This window comes from Meridianimarinicoccus marinus (genome assembly GCF_040689105.1).
Taxonomy (GTDB): Bacteria; Pseudomonadota; Alphaproteobacteria; order Rhodobacterales; family Rhodobacteraceae; genus Meridianimarinicoccus; species Meridianimarinicoccus marinus.
On the sequence record NZ_JBFBVU010000002.1, the window covers coordinates 155,477 to 176,188 of the forward strand.

Genomic DNA, 20,712 nt, shown 5'->3' on the forward strand with positions numbered 1-20,712 from the left:
GCGGCGCTGGGGTACAGCGTGTCACGCCCCAACGGTATCTCAGCGGCGCAAAAGGTCAAAGGCCGGGGCGATCACAAATCACTGCCACGGCAGATTTTCGCAGGCCATGTGCCTCAGGCGTCGGCCTCCAGCCAGTCGGGCACCTGATCGCGGCCGATCATTTCCTCGAAGCTGGGCCGCGACCGGATCACCGCCCATTTGTCGCCCTGTACCAGAACCTCGGGGATCAGGGGGCGTGAGTTGTATTCCGACGCCATCACCGCGCCATAGGCCCCGGCCGAGCGGAAGGCGACCAGATCGTCGGGCTGCAATACGGGCATCGGGCGTTGCCGGGCGAAGGTATCGCCGGTTTCACAGACCGGGCCGACGATGTCATAGGGCTGCTGCTCGGCCCCGGCGGCAGGCTCGATCACCGGCACGATGTCGTGGTGCGCGTCATACATCGACGGGCGCACCAGATCGTTCATCGCGCCATCGAGGATCAGGAAGTCCCGGCCCTCGCCGGATTTCACGTAGATCACCTTGCTGACCATGATCCCGGCGTTGCCGGAAATCAGGCGGCCGGGTTCGATCTCGACCTCGCAGCCCAGATCGCCCACGGTGCGCTTGATCAGATCGCCATAATCGCGCGGCAGCGGCGGCGCCTCGTTGGATCGTGTGTAGGGGATGCCCAGACCGCCGCCCAGATCCAGACGCCGGATGTCATGGCCGTCGTCACGCAGGGCGCGGGTCAGTTCGGCCACCTTGGTATAGGCCAGTTCGAACGGCTCAAGCTCCACCAGTTGCGAGCCGATATGGACGTCGATGCCCACAACCTCGATTCCCGGCAGGGCGGCGGCTTCGGCATAGACCTCGCGGGCGCGCGCGATCGGAATGCCGAACTTGTTCTCGGATTTGCCAGTGGCGATCTTGGCATGGGTGCGGGCATCCACGTCCGGGTTCACGCGGATGGCAATGGGCGCGCGTTGGCCCATCCCGGCAGCGACCTCGGAAAGCGCCCGCATCTCGGGCTCGGATTCCACGTTGAACTGGCGGATGCCGCCTTCCAGCGCGGCGCGCATCTCGTCTCGGGTCTTGCCGACGCCGGAAAACACGATGCGATCGCCGGGCACGCCGGCGGCGCGGGCGCGGGCGTATTCGCCGCCCGACACCACGTCCATCCCGGCGCCTTCTGCGGCCAGCAGCTTCAGCACCGCCAGGTTGGAATTGGACTTCATCGCGAAGCAGACCAGATGGTCCAGCCCGTCCAGCGCCTCGTCGAACAGGCGGAAATGGCGGGTCAGCGTGGCGGCGGAATAGCAGTAGAACGGCGTGCCGACCTGCGCGGCGATCTCGGCCACGGGCACATCCTCGGCGTGCAGCACGCCCTCGCGATAGAGAAAATGATCCATGACCCTGGCCCCCGGCAATCCACACCCGCGCCTCTTACCAGACAGAAGCCGGTAATCAACAGAACAGATCTGGTCTAGGCTGGGGTCATGACCGATCCGCTGATCCGCCCCGCCACCACCGCCGATGCCCCGGCCCTGACCGCCTGTTTCAGCGCCGCCTACGCGCCGTGGCGGGCGCGCCTGCCGGATCTGCCGGATGTTTCGGGCGGGTTGGACGACGACATCCGCGACCACATGGTGTTCGTGGCCGAGGACGACAGCGGCCTTCTGGCGGGCATCGTGCTGGTGCAGCGCGGGGATGTTCTGCATGTGGCCAATCTTGCGGTGCATCCGCAGGCCTCGGGCCGGGGTCTGGCGCGCCGGTTGATGGACGCGGCCGAGGCGCAAGCGCGGGCCTCGGGTTGCCACCGGATGTATCTGGCCACGCACCGGGACATGCCGGGCAATGTGGCGCTGTACCGGCATCTGGGCTGGCGGGTGGTGGAAACCGGCCCGCGCAAGGTGACCATGGAAAAGGGGCTCTAGCGCCGGCCAAGCCGCAGGAAGGCGAACAGCGGCAGGCCGCAGCTGACCCCGATGCAGAAGGTCGCGGGGATCGCCAGAAGGCAGGACCAGCGCCGGGTTTGCAGGGTGTCGCGCAGGATCCAGACCGTCAGGGCGATGGCCGCGATGGTCAGATCCCAGGTCAGGCCGGTGGTGCTGTCATTCACGTACCAGGCGTCGATCAGACCGCCCAGACCACCGCCCTCGGCCTGCATGAAGCGGAGGAAGTAATACATCGGATGGATGGCGCCCCAGATCGCAAGGATCAGGAACAGGCCACGCCAGGACAGCAGGTTGCGCATCAGGACCTCGCTTGCAGGATGTCCCGATACCTAGCGCAGCCCTGGCGGAAGTCGCGCCGGATCAGCGCCAGACCACGCCCATGCGCGCATCGCCCGTCACCTTGACGCCGGTGGCGGGTCTTTCCTTGGGCTGCGGAGCGACCGGCGGGCCTTCCAGCCCGCAGCCGGTCAGCAGAAGGGCCAGCCCGAAAGCCGTGGCGAGACGGATCATCAGATGCCCAGCCTCAGGCCGCCGGTGCCCAGACCGACGCGCACCGGGCTGTTGCCGACGCGGACCGAGGCGCCGGCCCCATGGGTGCCCACGGTCACATCGACCTTGTCGGTTTGCACCACGTCGACGGCGGCATAGGTGCCCGAGGTGCTGACCCCGGCGCTGACGCGGCCCGACTGCACCCCGGCATGGGCCGCCGGCCCTCCTGTGCCGACCGAGGCACCCAGATCGGGTTGCGGCGGGCCACAGGCAGTCAGCCCGGCGGCCAGAATCAAGGCGGCGAACAGTCGATAGAGGCGGGCGAGGGTCATGCGAGGGTCTCTTTCCATCGGGCAATCTGGGTCCGCACCTGGTCTGGCGCGGTGCCGCCATAGCTGGTGCGGCTTGCCACCGATTTATGCACACCCAGCACGTCAAAGATATCCCCCCGGATGCCGTCGTGCACCGATTGCATGTCCTCAAGGCTGAGATCGGGCAGATCGACGCCGCGGCCCTCGGCCATGGCCACCAGCGCGCCGGTGACATGATGGGCGTCCCGGAACGGCAGGTTCAGCTCGCGCACCAGCCAGTCGGCCAGATCGGTGGCGGTGGAGAATCCCGAGGACGCCGCAGCTTCCAGCGCATCCTTGTTGCCGGTCATATCCGTGGCCATGCCCGTCATCGCTGCCAACGCCAGCATCAGCGTGTCGGCGGCATCGAAGACCTGTTCCTTGTCTTCCTGCATGTCCTTGGAATAGGCCAGCGGCAGCCCTTTCATCACCGTCAGCAGGGCCACATTGGCCCCGACGATGCGGCCGATCTTGGCGCGGATCAGTTCCGCCGCATCCGGGTTCTTCTTCTGCGGCATGATCGACGAGCCGGTCGAGAACCGGTCAGACAGCGTCACGAAGCGGAATTGCGCCGAGGACCAGATCACCAGCTCTTCCGACAGGCGCGACAGATGCATCGCGCAGATCGAACTGGCGGCAAGGAATTCCAGCGCGAAGTCGCGGTCGCTGACCGCATCCAGCGAGTTGGCCATGGGCCGGTCAAAGCCCAAAGCCGCCGCCGTGGCATGGCGGTCGATGGGGAAGGACGTGCCCGCCAGCGCCGCCGCCCCCAGCGGGCTTTCGTTCATCCGCGCACGGGCGTCGGCGAAGCGCGACTTGTCGCGGCCGAACATCTCGACATAGGCCATCATGTGATGGCCCCAGGTCACCGGCTGGGCGGTTTGCAGATGGGTGAAACCGGGCATCACCCAGTCGGCCCCGGCCTCGGCCTGCGACAGCAGCGCCTTTTGCAGCGCCTCCAGCCCTTCCACAGCGGCGTCGCATTGGTCGCGCACCCACAGGCGGAAATCGGTCGCCACCTGATCGTTGCGCGACCTTGCGGTGTGCAGACGGCCCGCCGCCGCGCCGATCAATTCGCGCAGCCGCGCCTCGACGTTCATGTGGATATCTTCCAGCGCCGCCGAGAAGGCGAACTCGCCGCCGTCGATCTCGGCCTTCACACGGGTCAGACCGTCGGTGATCGCGGCCAGATCCTCCCCCGAGATGATGCCCTGCGCGGCCAGCATTGCCGCATGGGCCATGGAGCCGGTGATATCCTGATCGCTGAGACGCTGGTCATAGCTGATCGAGGCGTTGATCGCCTCCATGATCGCGTCGGGCCCGGCGCTGAACCGCCCGCCCCACATCTGATTGCTCGACCGCTCGCCCATGGTGACCCTCGCTGTGAAATCCTGCGCGACTCTATAGGCAAGCCGCCGGGGCGGCGCAAATCGCTTCACAACCCCGCGTGCTGGGGCCCGGCCCGCTTGACCTTGTGGGGCGAGACGGCACATCTGGACGAAATACAGGAGACTGCGATGAAATCCGTGATCCTGGCCACGCTGCTGGCCCTGACCCCCATGCTGGCTCTGGCCGACACCGATCTGGACAGCCTGAATGCCCTGCGCGACGGCGACATGAAAAAGCTGGTGTTCCACGAGACGCCCAAGCCGGTCTCGCAACAGGCCTTCTCGGATGTCGACGGAAGCACCCTGACGCTGGCCGATTTCGAAGGCCAGATCGTGCTGCTGAATTTCTGGGCCACATGGTGCGCGCCCTGCCGCAAGGAAATGCCAGGGTTGGACCGCATCCAGGCCGAGATGGGTGACGACGATTTCCGCGTGGTGACCCTGGCCACCGGCCGCAACAACCCCGCCGGGATCGAGCGTTTCTTCGCCGAGAACGGGATCACGCACCTGCCGCGCTACACCGACCCCAAGCAGGCCGTGGCGCGGGAAATGAGCATCCTGGGCCTCCCGATCACCGTGATCCTGAACCGCGACGGACAGGAGATCGCCCGCCTGCGCGGCGATGCGGAATGGGACAGCGACAGCGCCCGCGCCATCCTCACAGCCCTGAAAAGTGCCGGTGCCGGCTGACACCCGACCCCGATCTTCGGGAAACTGTGACATGGCTGACAAGAATCCGTCACGCTGGGCCCCTAGCCTACGCGCCTAGCCGTCGGGTGCGCTTGTGCTCCGGCCGCCAATGGACAGGAGCCATTCCATGAAAAAGACGGTCGCCTTGCTGCTTGCAGCAACCGCTTTGACCTCCGCCGCGCAGGCCGACAGCCTGGTGCGCGTGCTGACCGCCCCGCTGGGCGCTGAAATCACCGGATTGTACGAACAGGGCGGTGATCTGTTCGCCAACATGCAGCATCCCGACGGCGAGATCGGCGGCGCCTTTTCCAAGGCCGTCGTCGGCGTGATCTCGAACGTCAACTGGACCGGCGGCGAACATGCCGCGCCGACCGATGAGGCCGCCAGGAAAACCGTGACCTCGACGCTGGGCGACTACCAGATCCTGCTGAGCGAGGGCGAAAACGGCGTCGGCGTCATCACCTCGATCGCGGGCGAAGAACTGCTGGTCTCGAACGACCCCGATTTCAACGGTTTCATCCCCACCGGCGCCAACACCGGCTTCTTGTTCACCAACTGGGAAAACCGCCCCGGCGGCATGTCCCGCGCCGCGCTGACCCGCGCAGACAATGGCCGCTGGTCGGTGGACGGCGTCGAGATGCTGGACTTCTCCTCGGTCGGCGGCACCTGGGTCAACTGCTTTGGCACCGTGTCGCCCTGGGGCACGCCGCTGACCTCGGAAGAGCTGTATTTCGACGACACCGCCGACTGGAACAACCCCGAGTACAAATACGTCGAGGACACCAAGGTTCTGGCCGCCTATCTGGGCGAAGATCAGTACCCGAACCCCTACGACTATGGCTATATCGTCGAGATCACCGATCCCACCGACACTGCCGCGCCGGTCAAGCACTTTGCCCTGGGCCGCTTCAGCCATGAAAACGCCGTGGTCATGCCCGACCAGAAAACCGTCTACCTGTCGGACGACGGCACCGGCGTGGTGTTCTTCAAGTTCATCGCCGACACGGCGGGCGACCTGAGCGCCGGCACGCTGTTCGCCGCCAAGATCGTCCAAGACGGCCCTGCCGGTGCCGACGCGGGCGAAACCGCGCTGAACATCCACTGGATCGAACTGGCGCATGGGTCGAACGACGAGATCGCGAGCTGGATCACCGAATATGACGGCATCGGGCTGGATGACTACTCGGCAGACGCGACCAACTACATCACCGACGAAGACGTCGCGGCCTGGGCTGCCGGAGAGGCCACCGACAACCGTGTCGCATTCCTGGAATCCCGCAAGGCCGCCGTTGCCAAGGGCGCCACGGGCGAGTTCCGCAAGATGGAAGGCGTGAACATCAACCTAGACGGCGCCGCCGATGGGTCGGTTCCCTTCATGTACATGGCCATGTCGTCAATCGGCAAAACCATGTCGGATGGCGAAGGCGACATCGATCTGGCCGAGAACAAATGCGGCGTGGTCTACGAGATGGAGCTGGACGCCAGCTTTGACGTGGCCCGCATGGTACCGGTTGTGGCCGGCTTCGGCTACAACAAGGACAATGCCCCCAACGCCTGCCCGGTCGCATCGGTGTCGAACCCCGACAACCTGATCGTGCGCAAGGATGGCTCGGTCCTGATCGGTGAAGACACATCTTCACATGAAAACAACGCCCTGTGGATCTACACCAAGGGTCAGCAGTCGTAAGCTGACATCGCGGGAGGGCATTTTGTCCCTCCCGCACCTTTTCCGATAAAATCTGTCGGAAAGGGCTTTCCTGACAAAAACCATCACCTAATGTCCGCACAATGCCCGCCCCTTTCCGGCGGGCCTTGATTTAAGGAGATACCATGCCCCGTCCCACCCTGCGCCTTGCTGCATTGCTGCTGTCCGCAGCCCCGCTGGCCACCGCGGCCCATGCCGCCGATCCCGCCGCCGTTGTCGCCAATTATGCCGACATCGCCCATGCCGGATACGAGGACAGCCTGATCCGGGCGGGCGAATTGAACGCCGCCATCGATGCCCTGATCGCCGCGCCCTCCGACGCCACGCTGGACGCCGCCAGGGCCGCCTGGATCGCCGCTCGCGTACCCTATCAGCAGACCGAGGTCTTCCGGTTCGGCAACCCGGTGGTCGATGACTGGGAAGGCAAGGTGAACGCCTGGCCGCTGGATGAAGGGCTGATCGACTATATCGACCCGATGCTGGGCGCCAATGACGAGAACCCCTATTCGGTGGTCAACGTGATCGCCAACCCGACCTTCGAGATTTCCGGCACCACCGTCGACGCCACCGAGATCACCCCGGCGCTGCTGGAAAGCCTGCACGAGATCGACGGCATCGAGGCCAATGTGGCCACCGGCTATCACGCTATCGAATTCCTGCTCTGGGGGCAGGATCTGAACGGCACCGGCCCCGGCGCGGGCGCGCGTCCGGCCAGCGATTTCGATCCGGCCAGTTGTACGGGCGGAAACTGCGACCGCCGTGTTGCCTATCTGAAAGCCGCCACCGACCTGCTGATCGCGGATCTGGAAGACATCGTTGCCGCCTGGGGCGAAGGCGGTCAGGGCCGTGCCGATGTGACCGCCGATCCGCAACAGGGCATGGTCATGGCCTTCACCGGCATGGGTTCGCTGTCCTACGGCGAACTGGCGGGCGAGCGCATGAAACTGGGCGTGCTGCTGCACGACCCGGAAGAAGAGCACGACTGCTTCTCGGACAACACCCACGCCAGCCATTTCTTTGACGGTCTGGGCATCCGCAACGTCTATACCGGCAGCTATACCCGCATCGACGGCAGCATCGTCGAAGGCCCCTCGCTGCAAGACATGGTGGCCAGCGCCGATGCCGATCTGGCCGCCAACCTGCTGAGCGACCTGGATGCCAGTGTCGCGGCTCTGGGCGGGGTGGTGGCGTCGGCCGAGGCCGGCACCGCCTATGACCAGCTGCTGGGCATGGGCAACCCCGAAGGCAACGCGCTGGTTCAGACCGCCATCGACGCGCTGGTCGGCCAGACCCGCAACATCGAACGGGCGGTGGATGTGGTCGGGCTGGATGGTGTCGGCATCGAAGGCTCCGACAGCCTGGATGCGCCCAACGCCGTGTTCGAATAACCCAGACTAGACCCACTGCGACGGGCGGCGTTCCAGCCGCCCGTGCGCTTTTCCGGTCGTCCTGCCCGACCTGATAGCCCAAACCGCGACGCCCCCAATGATCCGAACCGCCCTTCTTGCTCTGGCCGTGACAGCCGCCACACCGCTGGCCGCGCAGACCCCGCCTGCCGGGCCGTGGGGAGAGCCGCATCTGCCGCCCGCACCGCGCAGCCCGGTCGAGGCGGCCCGTATCGCCCGCGTCACCGCCCCCACGCAATCCTTCGACGCCGCCGAGACGTATGAGACTCATCCCGCCGGGGCCGCCACCAAATTCGCCGCGCCCTCACGCAATGCGTTTTCCTTTCCCTCGGCCAACATGGGTTTCGCCCGCGAGATGGATTTCAGGCTGGGCAACGGGCTGTTCAAGAAGCTTTGGGTCACGGCACCGGCGTCGACCAGATCCTCCGACGGGCTGGGGCCGCTGTACAATGCGCGGGCCTGCCAGCGTTGCCATATCAAGGACGGGCGCGGCCATCCGCCGTCCGGGTCCGAGGACAGCGGTGTCTCGATGCTGCTGCGCCTGTCGATCCCTGATACGGCCTCGGACCTGCCGGCCGAGACGCTGGCCTATCTGTCGAACGCGCCCGAACCCACCTATGGGCTGCAACTTCAGGACAAGTCCATTGCCGGGCTGGCCGCCGAAGGCCGTATCGCGATCAGCCACACACCGGTGCCCGTGACGCTGGGCGATGGCACAACCGTCACCCTGCGCCAGCCGCAGTACACGGTCGTTGACCCGGCCCACGGCCCGCTGCATCCCGACACCCAGATCAGCCCGCGCATCGCGCCGCAAATGATCGGGCTGGGGCTGATCGAGGCGATCCCCGAGGCCGACATTCTGGCCCATGCCGACCCGCAGGACCGCGACGGCGACGGCATCTCGGGCCGCCCCAACGTGGTCTGGTCGACGGCGCACGGGCAATGGATGCTGGGCCGATTCGGGCTCAAGGCAGGCTCCCCCAGCCTGCGCGAGCAATCGGCGGATGCGTTTTCCGGCGATATCGGGCTGTCTACCGCGCTGCACCCGGCGGCCTGGGGCGATTGCACCGAGGCCCAGCCGCTGTGCCGCACCGCCCCCGATGGCGCCCTGGGCGCGCCTGACGGTCTGGAAGTGTCCGATCAGGTTTTGGACCTTGTCATCTTCTACAGCCGCAACCTGGCCGTGCCCGCCCGCCGCAACCCCGAAGACCACCGGGTTCTGCGCGGCAAGGCGCTGTTCTACCAGGCCGGCTGTGCCGCCTGCCACAGACCGAAATACGTCACCCACCGCCTGCCCGATCGCCCCGAACAAAGCTTTCAACTGATCTGGCCCTATTCCGACTTCCTGCTGCATGACATGGGCGCGGGACTGGCCGACAACCGCCCCGAATGGCAGGCGACGGGCCGCGAATGGCGCACCCCGCCGCTGTGGGGGATCGGGCTGACCGCAACGGTTTCAGGCCATACCCAGTTTCTGCACGATGGCCGCGCAGGCTCGCTCCTTGAAGCGATTCTGTGGCATGGCGGAGAGGCCGAAGCCGCCCGCGAGGCCGTCCGCATGATGCCCGCCGAAGACCGCGACGCCCTGATCCTGTTCCTGGAGTCCCTGTGATGATCCGCCTGACCGCCCTGATGTTCACCGCCGCCCTGCTGGCGTCCCCGTTGGCCGCGGAAAGCGAGGTCCCGGAGACCCCGTCCGATGGCAGCTACAACACCGAGCTTGGCCTGCCCTACGGCGCGCCGGGACGGGGCGAGATCGACCACGAAGCCCTGCGCCGCCGGTCTCTGGAGGTGCTGGAACGTCAATTCGGCGCCTTCGACAGCGCCGCCGCCGGGCTGGCCGAAGTGGCCGCCGCCCATTGCACGGGCGAGGTCAGCGAGGACGCCCTGAAAGCGCAATTCGCGGCCACATGGCTGGCCTGGGCGCCGCTGGACAGCTACCAGTTTGGCCCGATCCAGAACATCGGCGCCGCGCTGACCGTGAATTTCTGGCCCGACAAGAAGAACTTCGTGGGCCGGGGCCTGCGCGCACTGCTGGAACTGCCGCCGGAGCAACAGGCCGACCCATCGGTTGTGGCTGGGGCTTCTGCCGCGGCGCAGGGCCTGCCGGCGCTGGAGACGCTGCTCTATACCGATCTGCCGCCCTGCCCGGCGGTGGTAGGCATATCGGGCTACATGGCGGGGCTATCCAACGCGCTTTACCAGCTATGGTTCGGCCCGGACGGCTGGGCCGATCTGGCACGCACGACGGGGCCGGACAACCCGGTCTACCTGTCGGCAGAGGAATTCACCAAGACGCTCTACACCGCCGTGGACTTCGGACTTGTCCGCATCGAAGAGGCGCGGCTGGGCCGCCCGTTGGGCACCTATGAGCGCAGCTTCCCCACACGGGCCGAGGCCTGGCGCTCGGGCCTGACCAACCCGATCATCCACGCCCAGTTGCGCGGGCTGGAGGATCTGATCGCGCTTGGCTTTGCCGGGGATGTCCGCGAACCCGACCGGGCGTGGATCCTTCAGGTCTTTGAACAGGCCCATGACCGGCTGGACGCCATTGGTGTGGACATCAGCACGGCAGTTGAGGACCCGGCCACGCGCTTCCGGGTGGAGTCCCTGCAGGACAAGATCGCCTATCTGCGCAGCGAGTTGGCCCAGACCATCGGCCCGGAACTGGGCGTGGACACCGGCTTTTCCGCAGCTGACGGAGACTGAGCCGATGCGCCGCCGCAGCTTTCTGGCCCTCTCCGCCGCCGCCCTTGCCGCCCCGGCGTGGAGCGCGACCGGCGCCCGCTTCGTGACGGCAGCCTCGCGCCCCGACAACTCCACATGGCTGGTCGGCCTGTCGGACAGCGCCGAAGTGCTGTTCCAAATCCCGATCCCGGCGCGGGGCCATGCCGCCGCCACCCACCCGCATCAGGCGCAAGCGGTGGCCTTCGCCCGGCGGCCCGGACGGTTCGCGGTGATTCTCGACTGCCTGACGGGCCGCGAAACCGCGCGTCTGACCGCCCCCGAGGGCCGGCATTTCTATGGCCATGGCGCGTTCACCGCAGACGGGCGCTATTTGCTGACCACCGAGAACGACTATGACGGGCCAGACGGGCGCATCGGCATTTGGGATGTGACCGCCGGGTATACGCGCATCGACGAGGTTCCCTCGGGCGGAATCGGTCCGCATGAGATCCGTCGCCTGCCCGATGGAGGGTTTGCCGTGGCCAATGGCGGCATTCAGACCCACCCGGACTACCAGCGCGCCAAGCTGAACCTGCCGACCATGCAGCCTAACCTGACCTACTTTGACCCGCAGGGGCAGATCACCGAACAGGCCGCACCACCGGCTGACCTGCACCAGAATTCCATCCGCCACATCGACGTGGATCGCGCGGGCCGCGTGGTGATGGCCCTGCAATGGCAGGGCGATCCGCGCCAGCCGGTGCCACTGGCGGCTTCGCACCGCCGGGGCGAGGAACTGCGCTTTCACCCCCATCCCGACACCGCGAAACTGCGCCAGTATGGCGGCTCGGTCGCGGTTGCGGGCGACGGGTCGGAATTTGCCGTGACCGGGCCAAAGGGCGATCACATCTTGTATTTCCGGGGCGCCGATGCGGTCCCGGCAGGCGGTGATGCCTTGCCGCAGGCCAGCGGCGTGGCGCAGATGGGCGACGGGCTGGCCATCACCCGCACCGGCGGCCTGACCCTGCGCCAGAACGGGCGGATGGTCGATCATGCGACCGGGGACAACTGGACCTGGGACAACCACCTGGTGCCGATCTGACAGATTTCGTGAACTGCCCTGCGCGTCAGTTTCGTTGCGTCTTTACCAAAAATTTGGCAGGCTTCGCGCATTAATCACCGCAGAGTGACTTCAGAGGCAGATCATGGCACCCCATCGCACCATCCCGCTCTTCGCAATTGCGACCGCGCTTACGGTTCTGACCGCCCCGCTGGCAGAAGCCGGGCGCATCGAACAGGCCTGCAAGCAATCCGACCGCGCCTCTGGCCGCGGCTCGGTCTGCACCTGTATCCAGCAGGTCGCCGACCAGATGCTCAGCCGCCGCGACCAGAAGCTGGCGGCAAGCTTTTTCCAGGACCCGCACAAGGCGCAGGAAATCCGCCAGTCGGACAACCGCCGCGACGAGAAGTTCTGGAAACGCTACAAGCAGTTCGGCTCCACCGCCGCGCGTTCCTGCAGCTAGGACAACGGCCCGCCCCTACAGGTCGTGCGTCGCGATGAAGCCCCGGCTGGCCGCTTCGATCAGGTCCAGGGCTTCGTTGAAATCGCGCGTGTAATAGGGATCGGGCACTTCCCGCACCGGCTGATCGGGCGCATAGTCCAGAAACAGGCGGACCGGCGTCGGGACGCCGGACGGGCGCTGCGCCTCCACATCCGCCAGATTGCTGCGATCCATCACCAGGATTTCGTCAAAAGCCACGAAATCGCGGTGGGAAAACTGCCGCGCCCGCAGGGCCGACAGGTCATAGCCGCGAGCCCTTGCGGCGCGGATCGCCGGGCCATAGGGCGGCTCGCCCACATGCCAATTTCCGGTTCCGGCGCTGTCGATCTCCAGATCCGGCGCCAACGCCCGCAGCACGCCTTCGGCGGAAGGCGACCGGCAGATGTTGCCAAGACAGACGAACAGGACGCGGCGCACGGGTGATCGGGTCATGGGTCTGTGCTATTACATTGGACAGTATTTTCAAAGACCTCGGAGGCGGTGATGCCCGCGATTGTTGTGTTGAGTGGTGCCGGACTGTCGGCGGAAAGCGGGCTGGGAACGTTTCGCGACACCTCGGGGCTGTGGGCCCGATACGATCTGAGGGATGTGGCCACGCCCGAAGGCTTTGCCCGCAATCCGCAACTTGTCCATGACTTCTACAACGCCCGCCGCGCCAATGCCCTGGCCTCAGAGCCCAACGCCGCGCATCGCGCCCTGGCACGTCTGGAAGCAGCCCTTGGGCTCGAGATGTACTGTGTCACCCAGAACATTGATCCGCTGCTGGAGCAGGCCGGGATGCGCCGGGTGGTGCACATGCATGGGCAGTTGATGCGCATGCAATGCGCCGGATGCGGCCACCGCTGGGATGCGCCTGCGTCCACACGGGCGGACGATCCCTGCCCGGCCTGCAACGGGCCCCACACCCGCCCCGACGTGGTCTGGTTCGGCGAGATCCCCTATTACATGGATGAAATCGCCGAGGCGTTGGAAAGCTGCGCCGTCTTCGTGTCGATCGGCACCTCAGGCAGCGTCTATCCGGCAGCAGGCTTCGTGCAGATCGCCCGCGAGGCCGGGGCGCATACGGTCGAGTTGAACCTCGAAGCTTCCGAGACCGCCTCGCAATTCGACGAGTTGCGGCAGGGTCCGGCCAGCGCGGTTGTGGCGCAATGGGTAGAAGAAATCCTCTCCGCTCACCGGGACACCAACCCGGTCTAGGCACGCGGCGATCCGCGCGGCCCCGCAAGGACACGAATCGGGCGATCCCCACCTGTGACACGCACCACTTCTGCCCCTAGACTGATCGGCACATCATCCTGCGCATTTCTGGAGGAAACATCATGCGTATCATTTCCCTTGTCGCGGGGCTGAGCCTTCTGGCCGGCCCGCTGTTCGCCTGGACGCTGGACAACGCCGCCTCGTCGATCAGCTATGTCACCACCAAAAATGGCAGCACATCCGAGGCCAACCTGCTGTCCGACCTCTCAGGCACGGTGGGCGACGACGGCACTGCAACCGTCGAGATCTCGCTGGGCTCCGTGGAAACCTTCATCGACATCCGCAACGAGCGGATGCGCGAGTTCGTCTTCAAGGTCGTGGATTTCCCGATTGCCACCGTTTCTGCGGCGCTGGACCCGGCCGCGATGGCAGGCATGGCGCCGGGCAGCACCACCGAGGCCAGTTTCGAGGTGACCGTTGCCGCCAATGGCACCGAGGCCAGCTATGAGGCGACGGCCTATGTCACGCAGGTCGGCGAGGATCGGGTGCTTGTGGCCTCAAAAGCGCCGATCATCGTGCATGCCGAAGATCTTGGCTATGACGAGGGCATTTCGAAACTGCAGGAGATCGCCGGGCTTGATTCGATCGAACCGACGGTCCCGGTGGCCTTCCACCTGGTCTTCGACCGATAGGGTCGTGGGGGGGCCGCGCGGCCCCCGCCGCAGGGATCAGTTGCCGTGGCCCTGCTTGTGCATGCCGTGGCCGCCGTCGGCCGGCTTGCGGTCCAGATCGACCACCACGTCCACGGTCATCTCGCCGGCCTTTTCGAAGGTCAGGGTCAGGGGGAAGGTTTCGCCCTGCTCCATCGGCTGGGTCAGACCCATGAACATGACGTGGTCGCCGCCACGCTTCAGCATGTGCATACCCCCGGCGGGCACCGGGAAGCCTTCTTCCACATGGAGCATCTGCATGACGCCGTTGTCGGCTTCCTTGTGGGTGTGCAACTCGACCCGCTGCGCCACCGGTGCTGAGGCGGCGACCAGGCGGTCATCCTCGGCGCCGGTGTTCTCGATCACCAGGAAGGCGGCGCCGGATTTGGCGGCCTTGCCGGCGCTGCGGGCATAGGCATCGGAGACGACGATATCTGCGGCGGCGGCAGAGGCGAAGGCCAGGCCAGCGGTCAGCGCCGCGGCCAGAAGGGAAAATCTGGAGGTCATTTCGGTATCCTCGAATCACGGAATTGGGCTTGGGGAAGGGATCAGAGGATCCGCGGCGGTCCCCGCGCCCGGTGCGCGATCAAGGGGGCCGCTTCGGCCTGTGTCTGCGCCTGCGTGAACACCAGTTTCCGGGGCTGAACCTGCCGCGCGGTCAGGTCGAGGGGCGCGGCAAGCCCGGCCATGGCCGACATCACGCAATCGGGGCAGACATGGGGGCGGCTGACCGGCTGTCCGTCGCGATCCACGGTCACCGCGACCGGGCCGGTGCCGGTGCACAGCACCACGGTTCCGGCAACCCGCGCGGTGCCGCGCGACAGGCCCAGATGCACGCTGGTGAGGGAAACCAGCACGATCAGACACAGGCCGACGAAAAGGCGGATCAGGGACAGCATTGCCGCCAGCGTTAGCCCCGCCCTCGGCCCGCGCCAAGGCATGGCGCACGGTCTGCGACAGCGTGCTGCATCAAACGCAAAAAGCCCCGCCAGAAGCGGGGCCTTGCCTCGGAACATCGGGCGATCAGGCGGTGGCCTGTGCCTTTGCGATGTCCTTCTTGATCTTCAGCGCATCCGAGGACAGCTCGGCATCCTTGGCTTTCGCAAGGTAGGCGTCCAGACCCCCGCGGTGATCCACCGAACGCAGCGCGGCGTTCGAGATCCGCAGCTTGAACGAGCGGCCAAGGGTGTCGGAAATCAGCGTCACGTCCTGCAGGTTGGGCAGGAACCGGCGCTTGGTCTTGTTGTTGGCGTGGCTGACATTGTTGCCAGACATCGGGCCTTTTCCAGTCAGTTCGCAGCGGCGCGACATGGCGGTTTCCTTTGTGTTCTCTATACGGCGGGGTTCGGGCGGTCCCGAACGCGGCAAGGGTAAAACAAAGGGGCGCCGACCAGCAGCGCCCAAATGCGTTGGGAGGCTTTAGGCCCTGCGCGCTGGGGCGTCAAGCGCTTTGTACCGATGGCGGCCGCCGCCGGGTCTCGCGCCACAGGGAATACAGGCCCGCGCCCAATATCAGCGCGCTGCCAATGTAGACCGGCAGTCCGGGCGATTCGCCGAAGACGAACATGCCCAGAAGCACCCCGAACAGCAGGCGGGTGTAGCGAAACGGTGTGACAACAGAGACTTCGCCGGTCCTCATCGCCTGTGTCAGGGCCGAATAGGCGGCCACGCCGACCACGGTGGCAATCGCAATGAACCCCAGCGCCGGGGCCATAGCCCCACTGCCCGCGCCCAGTCGCCCACCAATTCCGGTGGCCAGCAGCAGCGCCCCGGTGGGGATCAGAACCGCGAATCCGCACAGGCCTAACTGCCAGTTCGACAGGCTGCGGGGAGAGGCCCGCGTGGCCAGATCGCGGCCCGCGAATCCGGCCATGCCGAGCAGCGCGAAGATCGCCACCGGCCCCAGCCCCTCGCCGCCGGGCCGCAGAATCAGCATCACCCCGCTCAGCCCCACGGCGATGGCCAGCCAGCGCCGCCAGCCCACCTTTTCATGAAAGATCAGTGCCGCCCCCGCGACCACCACCAGCGGTGTCGCCTGCAGGATTGCCGACACGGTGGACAGCGGCATCAGCGCGATGGCCATGGTGTAGCCCAGCCGCCCCAGCATCTCGGAGGCCGCGCGCAGGATCATCGGGCGCGAAGCCATGTCGGGATGCCACAACCCCTGCCGGGCGATCTTGGCCAGCAGCGCGTAAAGCAGCGCACCGCCCGCCCCGAACAGCATCAGCACCAGACCCACCGGGAAGGTACCGGCGGCGGACTTCAGGAACACGTCCTCGATCGCGAAGCCCGCCATGGCGGCGATCATCAACCCGGCCCCTTTCAAGTTGTCCGAGACCGGATGTGGGCTCATCGCCCGAGCCAGCGCAGCATCTCTTCGGCGGCCGGACCCGGCATCTTGTCACCTGTCGCCACGGCCTTGCCTAGGTCCACCATGCGCGCGCGCGCCTCGGCCGAGCCGGTGAGTCGCGCCAGCAGCCCTTGCCGCACTTCTTCCTCGAACCAGTGGCGGGCCTGGGTGGCGCGGCGCGAGTCCCAATGGCCATTTTCGCGGCGCCATGCGGTCAGGGTTTCCATCTCGGCCCAGGCATCCGCCAGCCCGGTTTCCTCGGTGGCCGAGACCATGACCGCCTTGGGAAAGCCCTGCGGATCCTGCGGCCGCTTGCGCAGCAGCCGCAGCGCCCCCGCGTAATCGGCACAGGTGCGGGTTGCCACCGGTTTCAGGTCGCCATCGGCCTTGTTGACCACGATCAGGTCGGCGATCTCCATGATGCCGCGCTTGACGCCCTGCAATTCGTCGCCGCCCGCCGGGGCCATCAGCAGCACGAACAGGTCGGACATCTCGGCGACCATGGTTTCGGACTGGCCGACGCCCACGGTTTCGATCAGCACCACGTCGAACCCGGCTGCTTCGCACAGCGTCACCGCCTCCCGCGTGCGGCGGGCGACGCCGCCCAACTGGGTCTGGCTGGGCGAGGGGCGGATGAAGGCCAGCGGATCGCGGCTCAGCCGCTCCATCCGCGTCTTGTCGCCCAGGATCGAGCCACCCGACCGGGCCGAGGAGGGATCCACCGCCAACACCGCAACGCGCTTGCCCTGCCCCGTCAGCATCTTGCCGAAAGCCTCGATGAAGGTGGATTTGCCGACGCCCGGCGTGCCCGACAGCCCGATCCGCAAGGCCTGCCGGCCCGCCCCCCTGACCGCGTCCAGCAGCGCGTTGGCCTGCGCCCGGTGATCGTCGCGGCCGCTTTCCACCAGGGTGATGGCCCGCGCCAGCGCGCGGCGTTCCCCGCGCAGGATGGCTTGGGCAAGCGTATCTTGAGGGGCGGTCGTCATCGCCTGGGACATGGCGGCGGATCCTCCTGAACTGTCTTTGCGTTGTCTTGCCTTGGGGGCGAAGGTATGTCCAGACCAGCGGCTCTGGCGACAGGATGTGACAAATGCGCGGATTTCTTCTTGGCGGTCTGGTGCTGGCGGGGCTGGCCGGCCCGGCGCAGGCCGAAACGGCCACCTACAATGTCAGCTTCGCGGGCATCCGCGCCGGGATTCTGGCCTTCGACGGGGCCGAAAAGGGCGGGCGCTATGCGGTCAATGGCGCGGCCCGGCCCAGCGGGCTGCTGAAGGCGCTGTTCGATGCCTCGGTCGACACCCATGCCGCGGGGCGGGTGCAGGGCAACAGCTATCGCCCGGCCAACGCCCGCGAGATTACCCGCGACGACGGCGACACCGTGACCCGCACCGTCAGCTTCTCGGGCAGTGGCGTGCCCAGCTACACCCGCACCCCGCCGCGCAAGAAGCCGCCCGCACATGCTGCGCCCGCCGCGCAGCAGAAGGGCACGGTGGACACCACCACCGCCGCCTATGCCATCCTGCGCGATCGCCCCGCCCATCTGGCCTGCAAACTGGACATCGAGATCTTCGACGGCGCCAAGCGGCATCGCATCCGGCTGCAGGATCCTGCGCCAACCCGCAACGGGCTGACCTGCTCGGGCACCTACAGCCGGGTCGCCGGGTTCAGTCCCGAGGAAATGGCCGAACGCGTCAACTGGCCCCTGAGCATGGACTATGAACAGATGGCCAACGGCACGATGCGGGTGACCGGCCTGACCTTCCCCACCAGCTTCGGCAAAGCCCGCATCCGCCGCCGGTGACCCAGACCCTGCCTGCCCTGCCCATCGACCCGCTGCTGCCCGAGATCTGCGCGGTGCTGGCCGCGCAGGGCCGCGCCGTGCTGCAAGCCCCGCCGGGGGCCGGCAAGACCACGCGGGTGCCGCTGGCCCTGTTGCAGGCGGGCGTGGACGGCCGCATCCTGATGCTGGAGCCGCGCCGCATCGCCGCCCGCGCCAGCGCCGAACGCATGGCCGCGACGCTGGGCGAAAAGGTCGGCGACACCGTCGGCTACCGCATCCGGGGCGAGGCCAAGGTGTCGAAAGCCACCCGGATCGAGGTGGTGACCGAAGGCATCCTGACCCGCCGTCTGCAAAACGATCCCGAACTGTCGGGCGTCGGCGTGGTGATCTTTGACGAATTCCACGAACGCTCGCTTCAGGCCGATCTGGGGCTGGCCCTGACCTGTGAAGTGCGCGCCGCCCTGCGCGAGGATCTGCGCCTGCTGGTAATGTCGGCGACGCTGGACGCCGCGCCGGTCGCCGCCCTGCTGGACGACGCCCCGGTGCTGACCGCCGAGGGCCGTGCTTTTCCGGTGGAAACCCGCTGGCGCGACACCCCGCTGCCGCCCAAAGCTCGGCTGGAACAGGCTGTGGCCGAAACCGTGCTGGAGGCGCTGGCCGAAACCGAGGGCGGCGTGCTGGTGTTTCTGCCCGGTGAAGGCGAGATCCGGCGCACGCAAGCGGCCCTGGAGGGGCGCTTGCCGCCCGGTTGCCACCTGCGCCCGCTCTATGGCGCGCTGCCGCACAAGGATCAGCAGGCCGCCATCGCGCCCGCCACATCGGGCCGCAAGATCGTGCTGGCCACCGCCATCGCCGAAACCTCACTGACCATTCAGGATGTGCGGGTGGTGGTGGATGCGGGCCTGTCGAGGCGCGCGCGCTTCGATCCGGGCTCGGGCATGTCGCGGCTGGTGACCGAAAAGGTCACGCGCGCCGAGGCCGAACAGCGCCGGGGCCGCGCCGGTCGGGTGGCGCCGGGCGTGTGTTACCGGCTCTGGACGCGCGGCGCCGAAGGGGCGCTCGCCGCCTATCCCCCGGCAGAGATCGAGGCCGCCGACCTGACCGGGCTGGCGCTGGATCTGGCGCAATGGGGGGCGGCGCCCGGCGATCTGGCCTTCCTGACCCCGCCGCCCGAGGCCGCGCTGGCCGAGGCACAGGCGCTGCTGCGCGATCTGGGCGCGCTGGACGCACGCGGCGGGATCACTGCGCACGGGCGTATCCTTGCCGGTCTGCCCCTGCACCCCCGTCTGGGCCATATGCTGACCCTTGCCGGTCCGCAGGCCGCGCCGCTGGCCGCCCTTCTGGAAGACCGCGACCCGCTGCGCGGGGCGGGCGCAGATCTGGATCTGCGCCTGCGCGCCCTGGCTGGCGACCGGCCCGCCGTCCCCGCGCATCCGGGCGCGCTGTCGCGCCTGCGGACCGAGGCGAAACGGCTGGCCCGCCTGGCCGGACCGAAGGCCGCCCCGCTGTCGGCCGGGGAAATGGCCGCGCTGGCCTATCCCGACCGCATCGGCCTGCGCCGCCCCGGCGATGCACCGCGCTATGTGCTGTCGGGCGGCAAGGGCGCGATTCTGGCCGACAGCGATTCATTGGCCGGTCAACGCCTGATCGTGGCCACCGATCTGGACGGCAACCCGCGCGAGGCCAGGATCCGGCAGGCCGCGACCTTGTCTGAAAGCGCCCTGCGCGCGCTCTATGGCGACCGGTTCGAGACCGCCCATGTCTGCGCCTGGTCGCGCCGCGACCGCCGCGTGCTGGCCCGTGTGCAGGAACGGCTCGGCGCGCTGGTTCTTGGCGATCAGGTCTGGCGCGACGCCCCGCCCGAGGCCATCGCCGAAGCGGCGCTTGAGGGCCTGCGCGACCTTGGCCTGCGGGTGCTGAAAACGGCGCCGAAGTTCGACCTGCTGCGCGCCCGCCTTGCCATTGCCCGCAGCGCGCGTCCCGATCTGCCTGACCCTGCCGAAACGGCGCTGCTGGACACGGCCGACACCTGGCTTCTGCCCTTCCTGAACGGGCTGCGCAGCGAGGCCGACCTGAAAGGCTTCGACCCGGCCCCCGCGCTTCTGGCAGCCCTGACCCACGATCAAACGCAGGCGCTGAACCGCATCGCGCCCCCGGCCTATACCACGCCGCTGGGCCGCAAGATCGCCATCGACTATTCCGGCGAGGCCCCCGAGATCGCCCTGCGCCTGCAGGAGCTGTTCGGCGAAACCCGCCATCCACAGGTGGGCGGCCAGCCCCTGCGTGTGACCCTGCTGTCGCCCGCGGGCCGTCCGGTGCAGACGACGATGGATCTGCCGGGCTTCTGGGCCGGCTCCTATGCCGATGTGCGCAAGGACATGCGGGCACGCTATCCCCGCCATCCCTGGCCCGAGGATCCGACGCAGGCCGATCCGACCCTGCGCGCCAAGCCCCGGAAATAGCGCGCGCGTCGATTTCGGC

Annotated in this window: 23 protein-coding genes; 12 read left to right on the plus strand and 11 right to left on the minus strand. The window is 67.3% G+C overall.

The annotated features are described in order from the left end of the window. Positions 1 to 113 precede the first annotated feature (113 nt). A complete protein-coding gene (gene lysA, locus AB0T83_RS02770) occupies positions 114 to 1,391 on the minus strand; it encodes a diaminopimelate decarboxylase (RefSeq protein WP_366191340.1) in 1,278 nt (425 codons plus the stop codon). Positions 1,392 to 1,478: 87 nt separating this feature from the next. Between lysA and AB0T83_RS02775 the strand changes: the two genes are divergently transcribed. Beyond that, on the plus strand, positions 1,479 to 1,916 hold the full coding sequence (locus AB0T83_RS02775) for a GNAT family N-acetyltransferase (RefSeq protein ID WP_366191342.1): 438 nt from the start codon (positions 1,479 to 1,481) through the stop codon (positions 1,914 to 1,916). Here the strand turns inward: AB0T83_RS02775 and AB0T83_RS02780 are convergent. The 4 genes from AB0T83_RS02780 to argH form a co-directional block, all read right to left on the minus strand. After that, a complete protein-coding gene (locus AB0T83_RS02780; RefSeq protein WP_435891134.1) occupies positions 1,913 to 2,236 on the minus strand; it encodes a DUF2834 domain-containing protein in 324 nt (107 codons plus the stop codon). The genes AB0T83_RS02775 and AB0T83_RS02780 overlap by 4 nt on opposite strands. 61 nt (positions 2,237 to 2,297) lie before the next feature. Further along, positions 2,298 to 2,447 carry an argininosuccinate lyase gene (locus AB0T83_RS02785; RefSeq protein ID WP_366191344.1) on the minus strand — a complete coding sequence of 50 codons (150 nt, stop codon included), beginning with the start codon at positions 2,445 to 2,447 and terminating at the stop codon, positions 2,298 to 2,300. Beyond that, positions 2,447 to 2,758, minus strand: a complete 312-nt coding sequence (locus tag AB0T83_RS02790) for a hypothetical protein (protein WP_366191346.1) — start codon at positions 2,756 to 2,758, stop codon at positions 2,447 to 2,449. The genes AB0T83_RS02785 and AB0T83_RS02790 overlap by 1 nt, the downstream gene beginning before the upstream one ends. Further along, positions 2,755 to 4,146: an argininosuccinate lyase gene (gene argH, locus AB0T83_RS02795; protein ID WP_366191348.1), complete on the minus strand. Its 1,392-nt coding sequence runs from the start codon at positions 4,144 to 4,146 to the stop codon at positions 2,755 to 2,757. Before argH ends, AB0T83_RS02790 begins: the two co-directional genes overlap by 4 nt. A gap of 147 nt (positions 4,147 to 4,293) precedes the next feature. Between argH and AB0T83_RS02800 the strand changes: the two genes are divergently transcribed. The 7 genes from AB0T83_RS02800 to AB0T83_RS02830 all read left to right on the plus strand — a co-directional run bounded on the left by AB0T83_RS02800 (position 4,294) and on the right by AB0T83_RS02830 (position 12,155). Next, positions 4,294 to 4,854 carry a TlpA disulfide reductase family protein gene (locus AB0T83_RS02800; protein WP_435891135.1) on the plus strand — a complete coding sequence of 187 codons (561 nt, stop codon included), beginning with the start codon at positions 4,294 to 4,296 and terminating at the stop codon, positions 4,852 to 4,854. Between the two features lie 127 nt (positions 4,855 to 4,981). Next, positions 4,982 to 6,541: a PhoX family protein gene (locus AB0T83_RS02805; RefSeq protein ID WP_366191350.1), complete on the plus strand. Its 1,560-nt coding sequence runs from the start codon at positions 4,982 to 4,984 to the stop codon at positions 6,539 to 6,541. Between the two features lie 143 nt (positions 6,542 to 6,684). Beyond that, positions 6,685 to 7,947 carry an imelysin family protein gene (locus AB0T83_RS02810; protein ID WP_366191352.1) on the plus strand — a complete coding sequence of 421 codons (1,263 nt, stop codon included), beginning with the start codon at positions 6,685 to 6,687 and terminating at the stop codon, positions 7,945 to 7,947. A gap of 97 nt (positions 7,948 to 8,044) precedes the next feature. After that, positions 8,045 to 9,577: a di-heme oxidoreductase family protein gene (locus AB0T83_RS02815; RefSeq protein WP_366191354.1), complete on the plus strand. Its 1,533-nt coding sequence runs from the start codon at positions 8,045 to 8,047 to the stop codon at positions 9,575 to 9,577. Continuing rightward, on the plus strand, positions 9,577 to 10,674 hold the full coding sequence (locus AB0T83_RS02820; protein ID WP_366191356.1) for an imelysin family protein: 1,098 nt from the start codon (positions 9,577 to 9,579) through the stop codon (positions 10,672 to 10,674). The genes AB0T83_RS02815 and AB0T83_RS02820 overlap by 1 nt, the downstream gene beginning before the upstream one ends. Positions 10,675 to 10,678: 4 nt before the next feature. Beyond that, a complete protein-coding gene (locus AB0T83_RS02825; RefSeq protein ID WP_366191357.1) occupies positions 10,679 to 11,734 on the plus strand; it encodes a DUF1513 domain-containing protein in 1,056 nt (351 codons plus the stop codon). A 103-nt stretch (positions 11,735 to 11,837) separates the two neighbouring features. Continuing rightward, on the plus strand, positions 11,838 to 12,155 hold the full coding sequence (locus AB0T83_RS02830; protein ID WP_193140599.1) for a hypothetical protein: 318 nt from the start codon (positions 11,838 to 11,840) through the stop codon (positions 12,153 to 12,155). 15 nt (positions 12,156 to 12,170) lie between these two features. On the opposite strand, the gene AB0T83_RS02835 is transcribed toward AB0T83_RS02830, so the two are convergent. After that, a complete protein-coding gene (locus AB0T83_RS02835; RefSeq protein WP_366191359.1) occupies positions 12,171 to 12,626 on the minus strand; it encodes a low molecular weight protein-tyrosine-phosphatase in 456 nt (151 codons plus the stop codon). A 51-nt stretch (positions 12,627 to 12,677) separates the two neighbouring features. Here AB0T83_RS02835 and AB0T83_RS02840 point away from each other — a divergent pair, with 51 nt between their 5' ends. Both AB0T83_RS02840 and AB0T83_RS02845 read left to right on the plus strand, forming a co-directional pair. Beyond that, on the plus strand, positions 12,678 to 13,391 hold the full coding sequence (locus AB0T83_RS02840) for an NAD-dependent deacylase (RefSeq protein WP_366191361.1): 714 nt from the start codon (positions 12,678 to 12,680) through the stop codon (positions 13,389 to 13,391). Between the two features lie 122 nt (positions 13,392 to 13,513). Next, positions 13,514 to 14,083, plus strand: a complete 570-nt coding sequence (locus tag AB0T83_RS02845; RefSeq protein WP_366191363.1) for a YceI family protein — start codon at positions 13,514 to 13,516, stop codon at positions 14,081 to 14,083. 36 nt (positions 14,084 to 14,119) lie between these two features. Here the strand turns inward: AB0T83_RS02845 and AB0T83_RS02850 are convergent, their stop codons facing one another. From AB0T83_RS02850 to meaB, 5 genes are all read right to left on the minus strand, one after another. Continuing rightward, positions 14,120 to 14,608, minus strand: a complete 489-nt coding sequence (locus AB0T83_RS02850; RefSeq protein ID WP_366191365.1) for a copper chaperone PCu(A)C — start codon at positions 14,606 to 14,608, stop codon at positions 14,120 to 14,122. A 41-nt stretch (positions 14,609 to 14,649) separates the two neighbouring features. Beyond that, positions 14,650 to 15,000, minus strand: a complete 351-nt coding sequence (locus AB0T83_RS02855) for a hypothetical protein (protein WP_366191366.1) — start codon at positions 14,998 to 15,000, stop codon at positions 14,650 to 14,652. A 124-nt stretch (positions 15,001 to 15,124) separates the two neighbouring features. Further along, positions 15,125 to 15,412 (minus strand): 50S ribosomal protein L28, encoded by a 288-nt coding sequence (gene rpmB, locus AB0T83_RS02860; protein WP_366191368.1) that lies wholly within the window; start codon positions 15,410 to 15,412, stop codon positions 15,125 to 15,127. A 130-nt stretch (positions 15,413 to 15,542) separates the two neighbouring features. Beyond that, a complete protein-coding gene (locus AB0T83_RS02865) occupies positions 15,543 to 16,454 on the minus strand; it encodes a DMT family transporter (protein ID WP_366191370.1) in 912 nt (303 codons plus the stop codon). Then, complete coding sequence (gene meaB, locus AB0T83_RS02870; RefSeq protein WP_435891136.1) at positions 16,451 to 17,449, minus strand: methylmalonyl Co-A mutase-associated GTPase MeaB; 999 nt, start codon at positions 17,447 to 17,449, stop codon at positions 16,451 to 16,453. The genes AB0T83_RS02865 and meaB overlap by 4 nt, the downstream gene beginning before the upstream one ends. Before the next feature lie 92 nt (positions 17,450 to 17,541). On the opposite strand from meaB, the gene AB0T83_RS02875 reads away from it, so the two are divergent. Continuing rightward, complete coding sequence (locus AB0T83_RS02875; RefSeq protein WP_366191372.1) at positions 17,542 to 18,252, plus strand: DUF3108 domain-containing protein; 711 nt, start codon at positions 17,542 to 17,544, stop codon at positions 18,250 to 18,252. 8 nt (positions 18,253 to 18,260) lie between these two features. After that, positions 18,261 to 20,693: an ATP-dependent helicase HrpB gene (gene hrpB / locus AB0T83_RS02880; protein ID WP_366191588.1), complete on the plus strand. Its 2,433-nt coding sequence runs from the start codon at positions 18,261 to 18,263 to the stop codon at positions 20,691 to 20,693. Positions 20,694 to 20,712: the final 19 nt, after the last annotated feature.